12 protein-coding genes and 1 pseudogene are annotated in these 20,702 nt (G+C 38.4%); 3 read left to right on the top strand and 10 right to left on the bottom strand.

What is annotated here, in order from left to right; translation table 11 throughout:
- Positions 1 to 15: 15 nt before the first annotated feature.
- The gene (locus MHH48_RS05315) at positions 16 to 714 is read right to left on the bottom strand and encodes a nuclease-related domain-containing protein (RefSeq protein WP_076325536.1); all 699 of its coding nucleotides are present in this window, start codon (positions 712 to 714) and stop codon (positions 16 to 18) included.
- Between the two features lie 281 nt (positions 715 to 995).
- On the opposite strand from MHH48_RS05315, the gene MHH48_RS05310 reads away from it, so the two are divergent.
- The gene (locus MHH48_RS05310) at positions 996 to 2,324 is read left to right on the top strand and encodes a helix-turn-helix transcriptional regulator (protein WP_256720780.1); all 1,329 of its coding nucleotides are present in this window, start codon (positions 996 to 998) and stop codon (positions 2,322 to 2,324) included.
- 702 nt (positions 2,325 to 3,026) lie between these two features.
- Here MHH48_RS05310 and MHH48_RS05305 read toward each other — a convergent pair.
- On the bottom strand, positions 3,027 to 3,512 hold the full coding sequence (locus tag MHH48_RS05305) for a hypothetical protein (RefSeq protein ID WP_076325539.1): 486 nt from the start codon (positions 3,510 to 3,512) through the stop codon (positions 3,027 to 3,029).
- Positions 3,513 to 3,788: 276 nt separating this feature from the next.
- Between MHH48_RS05305 and MHH48_RS05300 the strand changes: the two genes are divergently transcribed.
- Positions 3,789 to 4,136, top strand: coding sequence for a helix-turn-helix transcriptional regulator (locus tag MHH48_RS05300; protein ID WP_076325540.1), 348 nt, complete (start codon positions 3,789 to 3,791; stop codon positions 4,134 to 4,136).
- A 723-nt stretch (positions 4,137 to 4,859) separates the two neighbouring features.
- Here MHH48_RS05300 and MHH48_RS05295 read toward each other — a convergent pair.
- The 3 genes from MHH48_RS05295 to MHH48_RS05285 form a co-directional block, all read right to left on the bottom strand.
- Positions 4,860 to 6,311 (bottom strand): hypothetical protein, encoded by a 1,452-nt coding sequence (locus MHH48_RS05295; RefSeq protein WP_076325541.1) that lies wholly within the window; start codon positions 6,309 to 6,311, stop codon positions 4,860 to 4,862.
- 29 nt (positions 6,312 to 6,340) lie between these two features.
- A complete protein-coding gene (locus tag MHH48_RS05290; RefSeq protein WP_076325542.1) occupies positions 6,341 to 7,342 on the bottom strand; it encodes a hypothetical protein in 1,002 nt (333 codons plus the stop codon).
- A gap of 280 nt (positions 7,343 to 7,622) precedes the next feature.
- Positions 7,623 to 7,961, bottom strand: coding sequence for a hypothetical protein (locus MHH48_RS05285; protein ID WP_076325543.1), 339 nt, complete (start codon positions 7,959 to 7,961; stop codon positions 7,623 to 7,625).
- 229 nt (positions 7,962 to 8,190) lie between these two features.
- On the opposite strand from MHH48_RS05285, the gene MHH48_RS05280 reads away from it, so the two are divergent.
- A complete protein-coding gene (locus MHH48_RS05280) occupies positions 8,191 to 10,515 on the top strand; it encodes an AAA family ATPase (RefSeq protein WP_076325544.1) in 2,325 nt (774 codons plus the stop codon).
- 441 nt (positions 10,516 to 10,956) lie between these two features.
- Here the strand turns inward: MHH48_RS05280 and MHH48_RS05275 are convergent.
- The 5 genes and pseudogenes from MHH48_RS05275 to MHH48_RS05255 form a co-directional block, all read right to left on the bottom strand.
- Positions 10,957 to 12,026, bottom strand: a pseudogene (locus MHH48_RS05275) (IS256 family transposase).
- Positions 12,027 to 12,279: 253 nt separating this feature from the next.
- Positions 12,280 to 15,189: an HsdR family type I site-specific deoxyribonuclease gene (locus MHH48_RS05270; protein ID WP_076325546.1), complete on the bottom strand. Its 2,910-nt coding sequence runs from the start codon at positions 15,187 to 15,189 to the stop codon at positions 12,280 to 12,282.
- 464 nt (positions 15,190 to 15,653) lie between these two features.
- Positions 15,654 to 16,763: a restriction endonuclease subunit S gene (locus tag MHH48_RS05265; RefSeq protein WP_083659810.1), complete on the bottom strand. Its 1,110-nt coding sequence runs from the start codon at positions 16,761 to 16,763 to the stop codon at positions 15,654 to 15,656.
- Positions 16,760 to 18,253: a class I SAM-dependent DNA methyltransferase gene (locus MHH48_RS05260; protein WP_076325547.1), complete on the bottom strand. Its 1,494-nt coding sequence runs from the start codon at positions 18,251 to 18,253 to the stop codon at positions 16,760 to 16,762. The genes MHH48_RS05265 and MHH48_RS05260 overlap by 4 nt, the downstream gene beginning before the upstream one ends.
- Positions 18,246 to 20,666: an N-6 DNA methylase gene (locus tag MHH48_RS05255; protein ID WP_076325548.1), complete on the bottom strand. Its 2,421-nt coding sequence runs from the start codon at positions 20,664 to 20,666 to the stop codon at positions 18,246 to 18,248. Before MHH48_RS05255 ends, MHH48_RS05260 begins: the two co-directional genes overlap by 8 nt.
- Positions 20,667 to 20,702: the final 36 nt, after the last annotated feature.

Genomic DNA, 20,702 nt, shown 5'->3' with positions numbered 1-20,702 from the left:
ATATCTTCACTGATATTAACGTAATTTTGCCTTATCCACATGTTCGGCCCGCATCTTCGGATCGGTAACATTAGCCTCGATCAATGATTGATAAATCTTCTGAATATCTGATTCTGTCAAAACGGTATCCACCTTCTCCGCTTGAATCCGATTCATTTTGCGCTGAATATATTCGGACAGCTCAACATCGTACACAATCAATTCGTCCGATTGGATTTTTCTCATTTCCGGATCAACGCTGAATCTACAACGCATCGTAAAAGAAACCAGTGAAATGAACCGGCTCTTTTGGTAGTCAGGAAGCAAACTTTTAATCGCTTGAATATGGCCGTAATTTTGCAAAAAGGGATTATACATTTTAAACCGGTTACTTACCGTCCATGACTTATTCTCTCTTGTTCCCTTAATCTCTCCCGTGTAGTTCTTCGTCTCGATGACGAACAATCCTTGCGGCGTGATCACTACATGGTCGATCTGCGAATAACCCGTTCGGGACTTCGAATTCGTCACCATTAAATCATTTACATATCTACATCCTTTGGGGAGTTGGTCTAGTTGAATATTAATCTTATGCTCACCCAGCTCACCAATACGGGTAGGTTGAACCTTGGGTTTGGCGTTGTTTCCTGATGTTTTGGCTTTATTCGTTTGTTGAGCCGGCTTTCCTTTTGGCTTATCAGAAGATTTGAACAAGGACTTTAATTTTTCAAACATAAGAGAGCTCCGTTCTATATGTAATGGTGATTCATCCGATCCTTCCCTTAAGAGACGATGTACTCCTCTGTATACTCCATTCAGTAGAATTAATGACTAGCTGCGTTCTCCCCTTTATTTTAGGATGCCTCCCTAATCATACTACAAAGTTATTGACCCATCGTATATTTATACATTAACTTACTTATATAAGTCGTTTTCCTAAATATGGTATGTGGATCTGGAGGCGAATATCTTTGGTACCTACAGACAGAACGATCAGTACGGAGCTATTACGTTACTTGGAGAAGGAAAAACTCAGTATTTCCTCTTTTGCAATTAAATCGGGAATCAATTCTGGAACCCTCAGCCGCTTTATCAATGGGAACCAGCCCCTTTCCGTTTCAAGTCTTGATTTAATTACTAAAGCCATGAATCTGGAAGAAGGATATTTTTATTCTCTATATGTAAATGAATCAACACCGAACTGGAGACGACTTGGCCCCTTTATCATGCGTTGTGCCGAGCTAGGGAAACTCTACTGCATTGATCAGGCTGTGGATTTGATAATCGATAGCCCAGCTTATTCCTCCCTACTCTTTGATAGCGCTGAGGCATTATTTCACAAGGGAAATCGGGAAGCTGCTCTGATCATATACAAAAAAGTTGCCGAAAGTGAAAAACACCAGCATGCCGAAAGATTAGGTTTGTGTCAATACAGGATATTTACTTGCTCCCTAAACTCGGATCAGGAGCATAATCTGAACTGTACTATACAATTTGAAACTTATATCAAGCGACTTCCTGAAGGGGTTCAATTAGATGCTGTAAAAGACTTAACTGACACGTTGTTGTCCTTACGTAAAAGGAATAGAGCAAAGCACTATGCTCAGGAAATGGGACGCATCTCCAGAATGCTGTATGCACAAAAACATAATAAAAAAAGGCCACATAGGAAGCCTATAGAGCCAGCCAAAACGTTGTTTGGATATATTTTATACTCCGATTTGCTGTTAGGCTCCATAGCTGCTGATAACGATGATTATGATCAAGCACTTTATTATTTATCCTGTTATGAGGATCAAACCTGGATTGTAGAATCAGATGAATCCTCTGAACGCACCAAAGAGCAGTTCCGTGAATGGGCTAGAGGGAACCGTTATCTATATGAACTAATGAAAGGTAACATAGAAGTACTTGAACCATACATCGAGTATATCTCTTCCAGGGAGAACGAAATACTAAGGGCTTTATTTAAAATCATCCAAGCAGCTAATATGTATCATTTTGAAATTGATGAATATCTCGAGAGATTTGAGCATCAGATCAGGGATCATCTCAAGCGACGAGAACCAGTTGGCAGTTATAACGAACAACTAATTGATGACCGATTTGCTAAATTCCTTACCGATGTCGGCATGTATTATATACGGAAGGGTAACATTCAAAAAGGATCAAAATATATACTGGATAGTTTAGAATTCTCATACACCATCAATTTTGAAATTAACATCGTAAGATGCTGCACAACCATTGAGCATATACAGTCTAAGCTAAATCATGACGATCTAGAAAGGTATGCTGAAATACGAGATAAGTTAAAAGTTAGCGGTACTCTTATTCATCCTTAGCTTCGCAGGAGCTCTTGTGTTATGGTAGCTTAACTTCCGCTGAAGGCTCCCAAGATGAACTTAACATCTATTCGAGAGTGGAGTGATCGGATATCAGTGAATTAGAGAACGGAGAAAAAAGCCAAGGCTGATGGCTGCATTAGCCTTGGCTCTTTATTGTACTCGTTATTAGGGATTCCTTCCTCACATATGAAAGCCCAGTGATCATTAGAGTTCTCAACAGCATCAAACATAGTAAAGGAAATTAGATGATTGGAATCAATGAGCTCATCTTTCTCTCGAATGTGTATTTTATCTGGGAGATCCAGAAGAATCACATGACTTTTACATATTGCCCCACAAGGCGATTCCTCGCTTATCCCACCGATAGGTTCACAAGCAAGTAAAAAAAACCATTTGAGCATTCACTTAGAAAAGTACAAAACGATAGTGGTAGTTTTACCCCTAATCTATCTTCAAAATCTCTAATTTCTTGATGATCTTCAAGCTCAAATCTATCTACATCAGAGAATCTTTCTTGAATGCAATTCATTAACTCCCTGACATCCCATCTAAATCCCCCTCATATTTTGATTACACGACAACCATTCATTCGGAAATCACTTCAGAATTTCCAAGTTGAATGATCAATGAAGATACCTCCAGTATCTACGTATAATGATATCTTGTTTCAACATGCTTTCAATATTTAAAGACATATCTTTAAAAAATCGAGCGATACAACTCGGAAGGATTGGATGCTACTCTACCCGATAGGTGAATCAGAACATCGTCCACGCGGTTCAGAAGCTTCTGAAGCTGCGAGGCGTCCATTTGTTGAAAAATTGAAACATCATTGCAGCCGACCACAAAATTAAGAGTATGAATAAACATCACCTTATCCAAATCCGGGATAGAATTCTGTCCCGTTAGCTGAATGACATCCTGAAGCGAAAAGTAAGATGGAGAAAAAATGCAATTATTCTCCTTCATATACAATGCCTTGAGCATGCATCCTAAAGCGCGATCACTAAACAAGATACATACATGAGCAGAGATCGGGTGCATCAACCGGGCTGCTGAGTTCATATAGATCTGTACGAAATGCTGCATCTTAATCATTGATTTGGAATGAATAGAGGATTCCTGAATTTTTAACAGCCTATCTTTGCTATCTCTGCATTCATCGATGGAGGTTAAATGATTCACATACGTCAGCTCCTATTCGGTTATTGGCGATACCCCAACTGCGACTGAATTCCTTTAATGGTCTTTCCAAAATTGCAGATGCATAAGAAGTAGTTCTAGCTCAATCCATCAAAAAGAGTAAACATAAAGAAATAAATAACTCACTTAGGATGAATAAATAAATACAAACTACATACAATATTACTGTATAGTAGTAATTTGTTCAAATAACTTATTATCTATGTATTATTACAAATCAAAACATTCCCTACACTTCTATTAAAGAGAGGTGTAACGATGCCTGATGTCTTAAAATTAGTCGGAGCACGTATAAAGGATCTTCGTAAATTAAGAGGATTATCTCAAGAAGCATTAGCAGAAAAGGCTGGCTTCAATATAAGTTATATAGGATTTATTGAACGTGCCGAACGTAATGTTTCCATGAAGAATCTGGCGAAGATTGCTAGTGCATTAGATGTTGGAGTGTATGAGCTTTTTACATATTTGAAAGAACGAGAAGAATTGCCAGAGGAGTCGGGTATGAAAGATATTATCTCTTTACTGAGAGAACGAGATCCGAAAGATATTGAGATGGCCCGAAATATACTAATTGAAATTTTTCGGCGGATTGATGGAAATAGTTAAAAAAGCTGATCGGATTCCGATCAGCTTTTTTAGAGTTATCACCAAAGATTATAAAATCGATTGAAAGCTAACAAGGGCGCTTCATGTTTAGGCTTCGGCTTTTGATTGAGGGGTATGAGAAGGAGTTGGAGGTCAATTAAATAATTTTCAAAATATAGACGGAGCATAGGATGGACATGCACTGTATGCGGGAGCAGCGGGCGTTGTTTAGATGTGTTAGTTTGGATGTGTTAGTTTGGATGTGTTAGTTTGGATTGAGTTTGATTGCTTGTTGACGATGTTCGTCAACAAGGCGTCAACAAATATTGGATACTCCGATAGGAGTCTTACTGCTATCCCCATAAAATTCAACCTTTATTAATTCGTGTTATCAAATCCGAAAAGCCTTAAACTATAAGGATTTTGAACAGTCATCTTCCTATCTCTCGCTACCTAAAATCACCTTGTATTAAGGCTCCCGTCTATATGCGTCTACAAAAACCGGACAGGAAATCCGTCTATAATACACGTAATGTTTTGATGTCCTCTGCTTCTTTTGTAGCTTTAATTCATAGCGAAACACTATATTTGATTCAATTATCCTTATCAAATTTACTGGTTCCCCTTCTGGTGTCCTTTTAATGGGTAAGAGTATTACAGTGACAGGTCATTAAAAAGTGTCAGGTGAGCCGTTTTAAACAAAAGATGAGGCAGAGCCAACCACATTTCTTTCAATTCATCCACTTAATCTTTCTCTTGAACAAAAATATCTCCATATTGATTATGCTGAATATAATAATTCGTTCTTCTTTCAACCATATTCATTAACTGTGGATTTAACTTTTCAATAATATACCTAGCAATTAGTTCAAGAAATATATTCACATCGTTTATATGTTTGTAATTCATTGAATAGTCATACCTTGCATTCCCTCTACCACCCCCACCATGGGCTACTGCATTTCTCCCAGTTCCATAGATAATACTTCCGATACTTTTATTTTTAAGATAAGAATGGTTGCTCCACTCTAACTTAATTTTTTTGATTTCTTCTTTTAATTTTGTAGTTAAATTAACGTATTTTGCTCTCCTTTTTCTAACAATCGCTGTTCCATTTTCATTTTCATATGTTCCAAAATCGACATAATATAAAGGATTAAATCTATGAACCATTATTTCATCAGCGTAATACTCTATAGCTTCTTCATGGGAGAAGTCTGAGGGTCTCATCAATGATTGATAATGCTTAACAATACCAAACTCAATCACCCTATACAGAAATACACATCTTGGAAGTGACTCGAATTGTTTCAGTGATGCATGGTATAATTCAAAAATCATTTCGTGTTCTGAATCTTGAATGGATACGATATTGTAATCATTCTTTTGTTTTAAAATCGGAAGTTCAAGATAGAACGGCTCTTTTCTATTTCTGTCAAAGAAGTTTTTCTCTCTAAGCCTCAGCATATCTAATAAATCAAATTGTTCATAGAGTTCTAAAAGCTTTCTATTGAAATTGTAGTTCTCAGTATAATAAAAAAAGGGACTACCGTTGAAATATGCCAGTATGTTTAACAAAGCATTCTTGGTATCTTCAGTAGTGTTTTCATTATAAAAGACAGAATAACTATTCGATTCAGTTTCTGCAATCGTCACATCTTTATAAACAATTATATCCTTCCGATATTTTGAAATTGAGTTAGGACCAATAAATTTGCTAAAAGTATTAATATAGTCAGCAGGATGATTTTGCAGCTTGTACAGTTCCTGATTAACATCATGAATTTTTTGTCTCAGTTTTGCTTTCATATATTCACATAAATTTTCATTTAATGATTTCTGTCTGTCAAACTTTTTGAAACGGTTCAGCGCTCCAAATAGATATTCTTCTTGCCCCCTAAGAGTTTCTGAATAACGTATCTTAACTGTTCCATTAATCAAATTCTTTAGAATACATCGGTACATCTTTCTTTCTGATAAGTAAACTTTTTTATACTTATTAAGAAAAAGTTCTTTTTCCTCATAAGACTTGCATGCGTTTCTTTCACGATTCAATTCAAGGATAAGTTTCGGATATCCTTCCAGCTCATAAAAGGCTAACACAACTGGAACTTCTGAATAATTATATTTTGAAACATCAATAACGTGTGTATCAATAGAGTCTTCAAGCTTTTTTAATTTATTGCCCAATATCATAAAATGACCTCGCTTTTAGCACTCGTGCTTCATAAAGAGCTACCTTCATGCTTAATATTATTACAAAACGAAAGTATCTCATCTTTTATTTTAGGCTCGTGAATAGGTACTAATGTTGTGGCTTTGTCACCAAAGGAGTTAATTGATGCTCCTAATAAATAATAATTACGTTCATCCACAATGATATACCTGTCGTGGAGTTTTTTATATTTTGATACTTCAATTTTTCCTCTCTCTTTCTTAAAAAGTTTATATACAGATTCCGAATCCCCCTTTAAATTACTTGTATGTATTTGAATATTTACTTCTTTATTTGCATTCTCTAATAATTCAAAGATAGTTGAATCAATATAAGGATCTATAATAATAATCTTTTTTTTAGCTGATATTATTATTTCTCTAATTTTCTTATTAGCACTATATGCAAGATCACCTAAAAAAAACAGAGGTTCTTTAATCACGTTTTCATCTATAGAATATTGATTCCAAATTGCCTCAAACCATTCTGCTTCGACGCCTGTCCAGACAGGCCCTTGAATCTTATCGGCGAATTCAACCCTGTCATAGACCTTTGGAACGTTTCCAAGAACAGCATCACGATAGTAGATCGATAAATTATCCAGAATTACACTAAAACCTAAGTCTTGCAAATAATGTTGATCAATATGGTCTACAATTTTTTCAACCCAGTTTGTTATACTTCCAAAGCCGTAATTATGCTTCATAAGCAATAACGGGTTTCTATCATGAATCAGAAATTTAAAACTAATATAGTTATTTCGAAAATCAAACTCATCTTCAACCATCATATTTTGTTTAACAAATATCTTCTTTCTTGATTTCGAATCTAGCCCATAGCTCCCCTTGTATAAGTTGGAGAGGATATAATGCTTTGAACGATTTATTCCCTTTTTGGTTAGCTCATAGGTAGCCCTAGTTAAATAATCAATATTTCTTAGTAGTTCCTCTTTAGATAAGGAGTTCAAAATAATATCATTGTGAGTAAATCGCTGATTAATCATTTCGACCAATTTGGTTATTTCATTGCTTGTACTTTTTCATACCCTGACTCAATTTTCTCATAAATCTCGTCTAATTCTTTCTGCATTGCCATTCTCCTTGCTTAACTATTACTTTCGCAGATCAAATATCGGCTTGAATCGTTGCAGCGGTAGGCATACTAAGCAATTCGATACCTGGCATGCAAAATAGAAAAACACCACTTCCTTTGGTAAAGTGAGAGTGTCGAGCAATCACTACCAGACAAAAGAGGTGTCTTGTCATCATGATAAACGATCAGCCCGGTCTCAATCAACTACCAAACGAAGTAAAGCTTGTTTTCAAGAACTGAACGTCATGAAATTTCTGCAGCAAGCCGGATTTCGCAAACGATTTGGCTTCAACCCAGCCCGATTGTTTCAACTCGTTTTCGTGCTGTTGTTTCATCAGAAGAACTAGTTTCGTTTGTTGGAGAGCAGCGAAAATGACTCCTTTCCCAGCAAGGACGCCGTTTATCGCTTTCTCAATCATACCTGCTTTGCCTGGCGTCACTTCCTGACTCTGCTCGGGACGGCTACCGTGCAGAAAGTGGACGCCTTGACCTCGGCGGATCGTGGGCACTCCGTCTTCATCGTCGACGATTACGTTCAAACATCATTCCACCGGCACGTTTTACTTCCGCATGCTCACGATGGGCTGGTCTATTCTGTACTCATTTCAAGCTTCACCCTGGATTTCCTATTCCTATAGCTCTATAAGGACTCATTCGACAGGATAGGTCTGTTTTCCTTGTTAAGCACAAAAACCGTGTCGTTTTTGCAGGAAAATATAACCATATTGTAGAACCAGTATCTTAATAAGATTATCGGAGGCGTATTCGATGATTAAAAAAATCATTAACATAAAAAACACTGGAAAATTCAGATCATTTGTTGCAAAGAGCGATGTTCTATTTAACAGAATGAACATTGTGTATTCAGAAAATGGCAGGGGGAAGACAACACTTTCAACCGTACTTCGCTCCTTGAATGAACAGAATCCTGAGCTTGTTATTGGTAGAAAAACATTAGGCGGTATTGGGGAGCAATCATTAGAAATACTTTCAGATTCCAATAAGCACCAATTCAAAAACAATACTTGGCTTAGCAAACCAGAATTTGAAATTGAAATATTTGATTCGTTATTTGTAAGCCAAAATGTTTATTCAAAAATTATAGAACATGATCATAAAAAACAACTTTACCTATTTACAATCGGCAAAACAGGTGTAGAAAAAGCCAACCAGCTTGACCAACTTGATGCAGAAATAAAAAAAGCAAACAGTACAAAAAAAGAGTTTGAGACAAATATTCGAGTTGGAATAGAAGGAGTTTTATCTATAGATGATTTTATAAAACTTCCATTCAAAGAAAACATCGATGAAGAACTTCATAAATGTCAACAAACTCTATTAGCTCACTCTAAAGAAGCAGAAATTAAAAGCAAGGCTCTTTTGTCTAAAGTCGAACTTCCTTCATTTGATCGAATAAAATTTAAATCGAGTATTTCTGGTCATACGATTAGTGATATTCTTGATACAGCAGAAGTAACAACAAAAAATCATATCAAAAACAGGTTAGATTTGAATGGTGAAAAATGGCTAGAATATGGTGTCAACAAGATTAATGATAATAGTTGTCCTTTCTGCGAGCAGGACATTTCAGATATTGGAATTATTAAAGCATTTAAATCCTATTTTAGCGAGGAATATAAAAAAGCAATTAAACTTGTGGAAAGCCTCTCAGTCGCGTTTAATCAAAAATGCGACATTGAGAATCTACTTACTTTTCAATCCAAAATACACACTAATATTGAGTTATCAACCTTCTGGAAGCAGTATATTACTTTGCCAGATCTGTACAATTTAGACTTAGAATATTTTAATGACGTTTGGAAACAATTCACTTCGGGAATAAGGGAGCTAATTGAAAACAAAAAACGTTCTCCCTTTGATTGCATAATAGTCCCTGATGAAATCAATCAAAAGATCGATATGTATCTGAACTGTTTGCAACAGATATCCAATTACAATGATTATATTGATGAAGTCAACAAGCTCATCGAGGATAGAAAAAATTCAATAAACCAACACACCTTACAAAACATTCAAGTTGCTCATCAGCGACTTAAAAATATTAAGTTAAGGTATGAATCTAGCAAAGTTGAATTTATAGATAAATATAATAAACTAACGTCGTCAATCAACAAATATAATAATGATAAAGAGAAACTCCGTAATGAGTTAAAGGAATATACGGAAGCCATCTTCCGTAAATATGAGCATCGCATTAACCACCATTTAGTAAATTGCGGAGCCAATTTTAAAGTAGCTGATTTCAAATCAAGTTTTCTTGGAGGTAAGCCTAGCAGTAATTTTTCCTTCGTAATAAATAACGTTACTGTTCAAATCGGATCAGAGAATACACCACAAACATCTGCTTCATTTCGAAATACATTAAGTGAGGGGGACAAAAGCAGCCTTGCATTCGCTTTCTTTTTAGCAAAGCTGGAAAATGACCCTGATATCAGTAGTAAGGCTATAGTTTTTGATGACCCTATTTCTAGCCTGGATAGGCATAGAAAAAGATACACTTCAGATCAGGTATTAAGTTATTCAAACAAGGCTAAGCAAGTTATAGTTCTCACTCATGATATTTACTTTGCCAGAATGCTATGGGAAAAGTATACTGAAAAGAAATTACTAAGCCAACTTTGTATTAAACGCGATGGTCTTTCCGACAGCATGATCGATACATGGGATGTTGAGGAAGAAACCCGTTCAGACTATTATCAAGGATATTTTCTTTTAGCGGATTTTTTAAGAGGTAAAACTGATCTCAATTTCAGATCTGTCGCTATGAGCATTCGTCCATTAATTGAAGGAAATCTTAGGATTAGATTTCCTGAAGATTTTAGTAGTAATGAATGGCTGGGGGATTTTATAAAAAAAGTTAGAACTGCTACATCGGAGCCATTATTACAAATGAAACCTCATCTTACTGATCTTGAAGAAATCAATGACTTTAGTAAAAGGTTCCACCACGATAGAGATCCTTATTCACATACTGAACCTATAAACGAAATCGAATTAGAGTCGTATGTCAAGCGAACTCTTAAGCTTATTCAAGGCGTACATAATGTTTCTTACTCTTATGAAGCCATTTGAAGGTTATATTTGCTAAATAATAAGAAGCGGATTCCTCTGGGTAAAAGGGGCCGCTTCTTAACAATTCAGGATCGAACCATACGTGTTCTCAGTTTCACTAATATCTTTTCCCAAAGCCACAGATTTACCCCTAAGAACTTCCTGCACTCAATCCCGACTTAAACCCCCTCAGCCCGAAACCCCAATAAAATCAAGGCTTTCAGACGTATTAGAATGAGTGTGTTCAAACCACACTACAATCGTAATGTGGTTTCAAAGTAAGCGTTAAACTCTCCCCACCTATGGCTGCTGATACAGCTATGAGATAATCTTCCTCAGAATGATGCGAGGAGGATTTTTTTATGTCTACGCAATCAGATCGAAGGCAGCTCTGGGAATCTCGAATTGCAGCCTTTCGACAAAGCGTCGAGAAAGTAACGGCCTGGTGTGCGGCGAATCAAATTAACCGGCGTCAGATATAATTGGATGCGAAAGATTGACGATGAAAGATCCAGTCGTGGCGATCGAGGTGCGCGAGCAATCAGTTGTTTCATCGCCTATACCCTTTACCTTCGTCACCTTTCGGAGCTGGCGGTGGTAGCTCTCGATCATATTGGTCTTGTAAATCAGCTGGATCTCTGGAGGGTACTTAAAGAAAGTAGCAATCTCATCCCAGTTCATGCGTCAAGAACGCACGATGAAGCGGGTATTTACTTCTCCAGGTTTCCTCAAACCAATCCAGCTCAACGAAGGCCATATCCTCTGTAATAGCCTTGTAGATTGGCTTGAGGTCAGCCGTCACTTTTTGTACGGAACGTAGCGAGTAGAATTACGGATCTGATGAATTACGCACTTCTGGATCTCCGTCTTCTGAAAACATGTGAAATGGCCTGAGAGAAACCCGAGAGGTTATCAACGCAGGTAATGAGAATAACGCCCACGCCTCGGTTTCTGAGGTTATTTGAGCACACTAAGCCAAAATTTTGAGAACTCATTCTCGCCAATCCGCATCCCAAGGACGTCCTTGTTTCCATCGAGATCGATTCCAATGACCATGTAAGCTGCCTTGTTCACGATCGCTCCATCCTGCTTTACCTTGAAGTGGATCGCGTCCATAAAGACGACGGCATACACGTCTTGTAATGGTCGATTCTGCCATTCCTTGATCAAGGGAATGAGTTTGTTCGTTACATTCGAGATCATCGTTGGAGACACTTCAATCCCATTGGACAGATGATCTTGAATGTCTCGGGTGCTTACGCCCTTGGCGTACATCGCAATAATCTGGTCCTCAATGCCGGTTGCGTTCGATTGATGCTTCTTCACGATCATCGGATCGCGCGGAACACGAATCTCTTGCTCTCCGTACTCGCTGGTAATCGTCTTCTTGCTCTTTCCGTTACGGCTGTTGGTGGTCAACTTATTCGCTACGTCATGCTTCCCATAGCCAAGTTCATGGTCAAGCTCCGCCTCCAACATCTCTTGCAACGTGTCGGCAAACAGCTCTTAAGAGCAGACTGAACATCCGCCATTGTCTTTTGATCGTTGTCTTTGATGAAGGCTTTTACTTGATCCTTGCAGAACTTCGGGGCCACTGTGCTCAGCCTTCCAATCCAACCTTTCCTATTAGTCTAGTAGATTGATTGGAGAGTTTACACAGAAAATTTTACACACCCTCGAGACTTCCAACCAAGTCTTCAATAACAACAACACCACTGATCACTGAATGATCTGTTTCACCAAAATAAGGGAAGTTCACGTTTTCTCTATCTTTACTTCTCCGAATTAGTAATACTGTTCAATGTACCGATAGGCTTTATCAAAGACTTCTTTATCTTTAATTTTGTATTTGACCCAGACAACACTCCGAAGAGCTTTTTTCACTTCCTGTTTTCCTGCAGTTGTACCCTGCCAACCATCAAAACGTATAATCTTAACGATATCATCTATATCACTAACAATTCGCTCGACGATAATTGGCGTCTTCGAATTCCTCAACCCATCAAAAAGCTCTGTCAATGCGGCCTTGCCTTTGTCCACTTCTTCCTCAGGCACTACTTCTTTTTCAGCTTCTGCAGCTTCTCGCGCAAGTTCTAATAGCAGTTTTAGGAACTCAATACTGGTTATTAGCCCTTGTTCGTATTTCTCACGGAGATTTTCAAGTTTTTCTCCCAACTTAACGAATTTAACATCATTACTGTGTTTTCGAATTTTCGCGACCAAATCGATTTCAACTTTAATCGTTGTCTTTCTTAAGTCCTTCTGTTTTTCAATAAATTCATCGATTAAATCTGCATCCATTGTAAGAATTTCCATATCGTCATGTACTTCTCCAACATGTAGGTTCTCATGAACCAATTCCAATGTTTTCGCCCCAAGAGAAGCCCAAATCAACCCGCCTCTTCCATCAGTGGGTTTCACCGATTCGAATACTCTTGTTAACCATTGAAAATCGTATTTCATTGTATTCAGAAACGGATCTGGTGATAGCGCATCCCACGCTCTATTGAGCACTTTATAATCGGCTCCAAATTCGTCTTTGATTTTATTAGTTGGCAAACATTCTTGTGCAGCAATCAAACCTTCCCAACCATCTATTGTACGGTCTACTCCCATGAAATAACTCAAGCACTTACGCATTAGTGCAGGGATCTGCTTTTTGACCTCTTCAATATTCGAAATGACCTTTTTCATACTCGATTCATCAAAGTCCAAAGCTGTCGCTACATTATCAAAAATACCTATGTAGTCAACAATCAAACCGTGTGTCTTACCTTCATCATAGGTTCTGTTAGTACGACAAATGGCCTGCAGCAAGTTATGATCTTTCATTGGCTTATCAAGGTACATAGCCTGCAATATAGGTGCATCAAATCCAGTAAGAAGCTTTGATGTTACTATAACAAGCTTCAGTGGATCATTAGGTTCTCTAAATCTATCTAAAATCTTTCCTTCTGCATCCCTATCACGTCTATATGCCTTATATTTGTCTTCCTTGTCATTGTTGGTGTCCATAACAATTGTAGTTGCATTCGGACCTAGCAATTTATCAAGTTCTTCTTTATACATAAGACAGCACTGTCTGTCATAACAAACAACTTGACCTTTGTATCCGTTGGGTTCAATTTTACCTTGGTAATGCTTTGATATATGTTCACATACCTTTCTAATACGCTTGCGGTCATACATAATTGCTTTCATGTTGACCCTTCGTGATAACTCTGCTTTATCTTCTTTTGATAAACTCGCTGTTAATGCTTCAAATTCAGCATCAAGCTTTTCTCTATCAACATGCAAGTCAACTGGTACCGGTTCGAAATTCAAGGGTAGTGTGGCATTGTCACGAATTGAATCCGAAAATGAATACTTGCTCATATACCCACTCTTATCCTCAACTGCACCAAAGGTATTGAAAGTATTTTTATCAATACGATTAATTGGCGTACCTGTAAGGCCAAAGAAAAATGCATTCGGAAGAGCAAGACGCATCTTACTACCTAGATCACCTTCCTGAGTTCTATGAGCTTCATCAACCATAAGAATGATATTGTCTCTAGGGTTTAATTCCTTTACAATATCACCAAATCTAAAGATTGTTGTAATTGCTATCTTTCTCTGATCCCCTAAAAAGAAGGATTCTAAATCATCCTTTGAGCCAAGACTGACGAGATTAGCAATATCAGATGCGTTAAATGTTGCAGTTATCTGTGTCTCTAGATCAATTCGGTCGTCAACTATAACTACTGTTGGATTGTTTAATTCAGGTATCATTCTAAGTTTCTGTGCTGCAAAAACCATCAGTAATGATTTCCCAGAACCCTGGAAATGCCAGATAAGACCTTGTTTTGGGTATCCCCTCTTTACACGCTCCACAATAAGATTCGCACCCTCAAATTGTTGATAACGGCATATGACTTTATATTTGCGATATTTTTTATCTGTTGCAAATACTGTAAAGAACTGAAAAATGTCCATGACCTTTTCAGGTGTAATCATATCTTCAACACTGTTTTTTACATCAGCAAGACTCCCTTCACTTTTATGATCCGGAGTATGCCAGGGACCCCACATTCCAATTGGCATGCAAACTGAACCATATCTATAACATTTTCCTTCTGTGGCAAAATTGAATATGTTAGTTACAAACATGCCTGGTATGCTCTTTTCATATGCAGCTATGTCTCCAGCAGCATCCAACCATGTTATAGAATTACGAACCGGCGTTTTCAACTCACCAATCACCATAGGAAATCCATTAATCAAAAGAACAATATCAAGCCTTTTACCATTCTCTTTTTGTGGATATACCCATTGGTTTGTAACAACATATTCGTTAAGCTCTAAATCTTCTTTGGTCATCGTTCCGAAGAATCGAATGGGAATCATGCGTCCATCTTTTCCGAACGGGTAGGAATTCTCTTCAAAGATTAATTTCTTAAAGAGTTCATTCTGTGTTACTAGGTTGTGCGGCTGAACCGTCAATATTAACGTACGCAGTTTATAGATAACTTCATCTGCGCGAGATGGTTCTTCAGCAATTTCAGGATTAAGACGAATTAGTGCCTGTTTCACAATAGGTTCAACCATTACATCGGAGTATTCGCGTTGCAATTCTTCGGCAGTCATATACTTCCAGCCGTTGCTCTTGAGCGTTGTCAGCGTCATTTGCTCAATCGTATTGTCCTCATTAAACATCAAGTGGGCCCCCCAAACTTAATAACAATATCGATATTGATTACACGGAAAATAATTGTATTCCCAGTAAGAGTCACCTACGGTATGGTCGACGATATTGGTTCAGTAATTCTTGCTATATTCTATGGTCATTCAGTCATTTCATATATTGATGTGTCGAACTGCTGCTTCGCTATGGCTGATAATATTTCATTGATCTTGAGTATTTCTCCGAGCAACCTTCTACTCGTTTGTAGCAATGAACAAAGACAGAAACCCGGCTTGTACATTTTCAGTTGCAGCGTGTTCATCTACCACAACTGTTGCTAAGGACTTGTTCAACACCTTTTCCAACACTTCAAGTTGAGCGGAGTTCAGTGTTTAGATCAGATCCTGCTTAATTCCTACAATTAACTTATCGACCATAAAATTCCCTCCTTAATGTTGTATTAACAAGATCAGGAGGAAATCAAATAGCTTTACAGTCAGCCGAGATTCTCGGAAATAATTCTCTTGTAAGTAGAATTCAGCTCTTTAAGTGCTTGTTCCAGTTCAAATTTAGATTTATCGCTCTGACGAACGAATTCGGCGAAGCGGTTTTGTAGATCGATTGGGGGATACGGAAAGGGGTACTTTTTCAAGGCTTCCATATCTATACCTGTTTGACCTGCAGTTCGTTGTGACAAGCTCTCCAAGTAGTCAAAAAGAGGCTTTTGTTTGAGAAATTCCCGAACAAAGTCGCAATTTCCTATTTTAGGAACTGCCTTTAGCAATGCCACATTGTAAGCCCCTTCAAGTCCTCTCAGTATTTGAAATATTGGCGGTCCGTAGCGACCAATCATAATGTCATCAGCTGTACAAAATTTCTTAGCCATTGATTTTGGTATATAAGTAATGTACTCATCCGTTTTATAGTCCCTGATTTGGATAAGCCTAATATTTTCTTCTGAAGGCGTAGTTTCAAAGTATTTTCTCTCTGGTTGGTTTCCTCCCTCAAATTTTATTACATCGTCTATAGTAAGTAAGGGAAAGCCTTTTTCATTCTTCGTTGGATCCCCAAACATCTCGATAAATTGAGATTTCACCAACTCATCTGTCTTCTGCAGCAGTTTACAGTAAGTCTTTTTAGTTGTGTCTATAGCCCATAGCAGCTTCGACAATTCACGCTGTTTATCTATATTTGGTAGTTCAAATTCATAATTCTTTAGGTTCTCCCATTTAACACGAGGCGAAAGGGACCCCGCCGACTTACCTACGGCGAAATTAAACAATGCATCGTTTTGAATTACGAATGGAAGTAATTCGGGAAGTATCTTTTCAGGCATTGTCTCGATAACAGTGATATCTCCCGAACAAATACCATCAAACGGAGCAACTGCAGCCTTCCTGAGATAAGCTCTACGACGCCCGAAGAGAATATCCCCTTTGCGAAACAATTTTGTAAAAGTATTCTCTTTACCTTCATCCCATGCTGTCAATGTAATTTCTTCTGGTATCAGATGTTCAAGGCCTACAATCGGATATCCATCTTTTCTGACCTTACAAGTTTCTCTACGTTCTTTGGCAACATCACCCAAGCGTACTCTACTCATCATTTTCCAACCTCCTTCCCAAGTGTTTCATTCAATTTCATATAGCGTAATTTCATTATTTCAGAAGCGGTTCTCCAACCTTCATAGCATTCTTGCAAAGATCGCTCATCTACTTCGATATCCTGACCAGGATGTTTAACATAAAGCGGGATGCTCAAAGAGAAGTTATTTTCTTCCAAATCCCGAATTGTTACAACACGAGCAAAATCGCTATCCGTTTTATAATCGTCGTAAGCTTTAGCAATTTTTTGGATGTGCTTTTCCTCCAAAAAACTCTGCGCATTTTTGCGTTCAACTTCCTTGACTGCGTTGATGAAAAGAACTTGCCCACGACGTTCTGGCCGCTTATTCATACGGCAAATAACAATACAAGCCTCCATCGGAGAGTTATAGAACAGATTTGGTCCTAACCCTATAACGCATTCAAGCCTATCCTTGCGAATGAGGTTTTCACGCATTGTACTCTCTTCATTTCTAAATAGCACGCCGTGCGGGAACAGAATTGCACAGCGGCCAGTCTCCTCGTTAAGACTCTTGATTATATGCTGCAAAAAAGCATAATCAGCACGTCCTTGTGGTGGTATACCAAGGAAATTCCGACCGTATTTATCGCTAGCGAATGCTTCGCGATCCCACTGACTGATAGAGTAAGGTGGATTAGCAAGGATCAAATCAAATTGTCTCAGCTGACCTTTTTCAATAAAAGCCGGTGTTTTTAATACATCACCATTGACGATATCAAAATCTTTCACACCATGAAGAAACAGATTCATCTTGCCAATGGCGGATGTAAGTGCATTAATCTCTTGTCCAAAGACCGCAACATTGCGCCATTCCTTTTTCTGCTCCTTCAAGTAGGCAATCGCTGAAATCAACATTCCAGCACTGCCGCACGTAGGATCATATATGGATTCGCCGGATTCGGGTTTTAGCATTTCTGTCATCAAGTGTACCACTGTGCGGTTCGTATAGAATTCCTGCGCGGTGTGGCCACTATCATCAGCAAATTTTTTTATCAGATACTCATATCCCTGACCGAGCTCATCTTCCGGGCAGTTCCTAGTAGAGAGCGTTTTAGTGCTGAAATGTTCAATTAACTCTTTCAGTAACCGATCAGGGAGTCGATTTTTATTTGTCCAGGCCCCATCGCCAAAGACGCCTTGCAGTTTGTCAGAGTTTGCATTTTCGATTTTTCGGAAAGCATTTACAACTGCAACTCCAACATTCTCTGATACTGCTCGAACATCACGCCAGTGAGCGCCTTTCGGCACGACGAAACGGTGATTCTCCTCCCACTCTAAAGCTTCTTCATCTCCACCGTATTCTTCAAGAATTTGTTCGCATTCCTCATCATAAACATCGCTGATACGCTTAAAGAAAAGTAATGGAAATATGTACTGCTTATAAGCTCCAGCATCGATATTTGTACGTAATAGAACAGCAGAATTCCAAAGGTAGGACTGCAATTCTTCAATTGTGATACGCTTACTCATTAACATATCTTCCTTCCAGAAGTAGTTTCATCATTTTATCTTCGGCTTTAACCATCTCGTCAAAAGCTTCGTAATACTCTTTACGAACCTCAGCGGGCGACACAGTCTCTTTTTCTTTCTTTTCAATATAATTGTTGGTTGCCAGCGTATAGTCCTTACCGCGAATATCATCTATATTGACTATCTTCACGTGTTCGATTACATCCTCGTAGTCAGTGTAGTAATCAAACACCTTCTGGATGTCGCTATCAGTCATTATGTTCTGTGAACGCTGAGGAGTATAAATGCTTGAAGCATCAATCATGCATATTCGACCTTTATGCTTATTCGGTTTGTTATTATTCAGAAGTAGGATACAAGCCGAAACACCTGTTGAATAAAAAACACCACCTACTAATGTAATAATGCTTTCCAACTTATCGGATTCAACAAGTTGTTTCCGGATCTCGCTTTCTTTACCACCACGGAACAATACACCTTGAGGAAGTACAACTGCACATCGCCCGTTATTGGGATCCATGGATTTAACCATGTGCTGCAACCAAGCAAAATCTCCATTAGAGTTCGTAGGGCATCCCCATAAATTGCGACCATATATGTCAGTACTAAACTGTTCAGCACCCCAGTTTTTTAAAGAAAATGGAGGATTCGCAATGACACAATCGAAGGTCTTCAGCTTGCCGCCTTCCAGGTAATTTGGAGATCGTAGCGTATCGCCTTGAGAAACTTTGAAATCATGCGCCCCATGAAGGAACAGGTTCATTCTTGCAATTGCAGAAGTTGCAAGGTTCTTCTCTTGACCATAGATACGACCATAAGTGAGCTTATCACCCTTCATATAATGGATAGCTTCAATGAGCATACCTCCAGTTCCAGATGCAGGATCATATACAGATTCACCAACTTGTGGTGCCAAGAGCATAACCAGAAGCTTTACAATTGAGCGTGGGGTATAAAATTCGCCCGCACTCTTCTTTGATAAGTCCGCGAATTTTTTAATTAAGAATTCATAACTGTCGCCCATAACATCAGCAGAATAGTTATTATTTCCGACTTTAATTTTTGACATATGCTCAACAAGGTCTTTCAATCGTTCATCCGAAAGCTTTGTTTTATCTGTCCAGTTTGCATCGTCAAAGCTGCTAAATACGCCATTAAGCGTATCTGGGTTGGCACGTTCTATTCCATTCATTGCCTTGACGATTGCTACTCCGACGTTCTCACTAACTTCGCGAACGTCCTGCCAATGGCACCCATCAGGAATAATGAAACGATGGTTTTCTGGAAAACTAGCAAATTCTTCATCGCCCCCGGATTCTTCTAATGCGGCTTGAGTTTCTTCATCATATACATCTGATAATCGTTTAAAAAAGAGAATTGGCGTTACATAGCTTTTATATTCATCCTGATTAATTGGACCACGCAGAATATTGCAGGCTTCAAAAAGGTGTGAAAAGAGTTTTTGACTTGTTGTTTCTTCAGACTCTGATGTACTGTTTTTTAGTGCTTCATCAGCAGCATCCATTGCTGATTGGATCATTTCTTCTCTACCTCCAGTTTTTATTTTGGCTCCGACAGCCTCTTCTTTAATGCTGACGCTCCCTGAAGATTGTATCTTTTCCATCTTTGCGGGATATAAGTTTTCGAACTCAAGCAGTATCCTCAGAAGCCGCTCATCAAGAAATGTCAGTGCATGTTTCCTGATATTTGTCGGCACTCCGTAATAGGCTTCTGCCGCACCTCCAGTAATTGCAGCCAACGTATCACTATCTCCACCAATAGAGACAGCGTTACGGATTGCGTCTTCAAAATTGGAAGACTCGAAGAATGCAACAAGTGCTTGCGGAACTGTTTCTTGGCAAGTCTCGTTAAATTGATACGTTTCCCGGATTCCATCTAGCGAGAAATTCATGGGGTAGTAGTGCTTATCAATATAATCGCGAATTTCTAAGATATTTCTCCCGCTACGAGCCAGATAGACTGCAACCGCAGTAGCTTCAGCGCCTTTTATCCCCTCTGGATGGTTATGTGTTACAGCTGTCACCTTGTGCGAAAGCAATTTAGCTTCTTCGATGGAATTAGCTACATAACCACAGGCGCTTACTCTCATTGCAGCACCGTTACCAAAACTGTTGTATGGTTCAGGAGTATCACTATACATCCATTTATAGAATCTCCCTCCATACCTGCAATTTGGATATGGTCTTCCAATAACTTGCATGGATTTAACAACTTGGTCACCCAAGTCTCTATAATCACGTTTACAGCTCATAAGTGCATCACATATAGCTAATGACATCACCGAGTCGTTAGTGAAAAAACACTTGTATGTTAAAAAATCAAAATCTTTCGAACGATGATTATCCCATTCAAATCTGGAACCGACAATATCGCCAATTATAGCTCCGATCATGTAATTTCCTCCCCTGGTGCCGGGCTGATACTTTTC

Source organism: Paenibacillus sp. FSL F4-0100, assembly GCF_037993005.1.
GTDB lineage: Bacteria > Bacillota > Bacilli > Paenibacillales > Paenibacillaceae > Paenibacillus_AQ.
Note: the sequence above shows the minus strand (reverse complement) of the source record. Positions and strands in the feature narration are given on the sequence as shown.

Coding starts and splice junctions, on each gene's coding strand:
- MHH48_RS05315 (WP_076325536.1), bottom strand. CDS start 714: ATGTTTGAAAAATTAAAGTCCTTGTTCAAATCTTCTGATAAGCCAAAA.
- MHH48_RS05300 (WP_076325540.1), top strand. CDS start 3,789: ATGCCTGATGTCTTAAAATTAGTCGGAGCACGTATAAAGGATCTTCGT.
- MHH48_RS05295 (WP_076325541.1), bottom strand. CDS start 6,311: ATGATATTGGGCAATAAATTAAAAAAGCTTGAAGACTCTATTGATACA.
- MHH48_RS05280 (WP_076325544.1), top strand. CDS start 8,191: ATGATTAAAAAAATCATTAACATAAAAAACACTGGAAAATTCAGATCA.
- MHH48_RS05270 (WP_076325546.1), bottom strand. CDS start 15,189: ATGTTTAATGAGGACAATACGATTGAGCAAATGACGCTGACAACGCTC.
- MHH48_RS05265 (WP_083659810.1), bottom strand. CDS start 16,763: ATGATGAGTAGAGTACGCTTGGGTGATGTTGCCAAAGAACGTAGAGAA.
- MHH48_RS05260 (WP_076325547.1), bottom strand. CDS start 18,253: ATGAGTAAGCGTATCACAATTGAAGAATTGCAGTCCTACCTTTGGAAT.
- MHH48_RS05255 (WP_076325548.1), bottom strand. CDS start 20,666: ATGATCGGAGCTATAATTGGCGATATTGTCGGTTCCAGATTTGAATGG.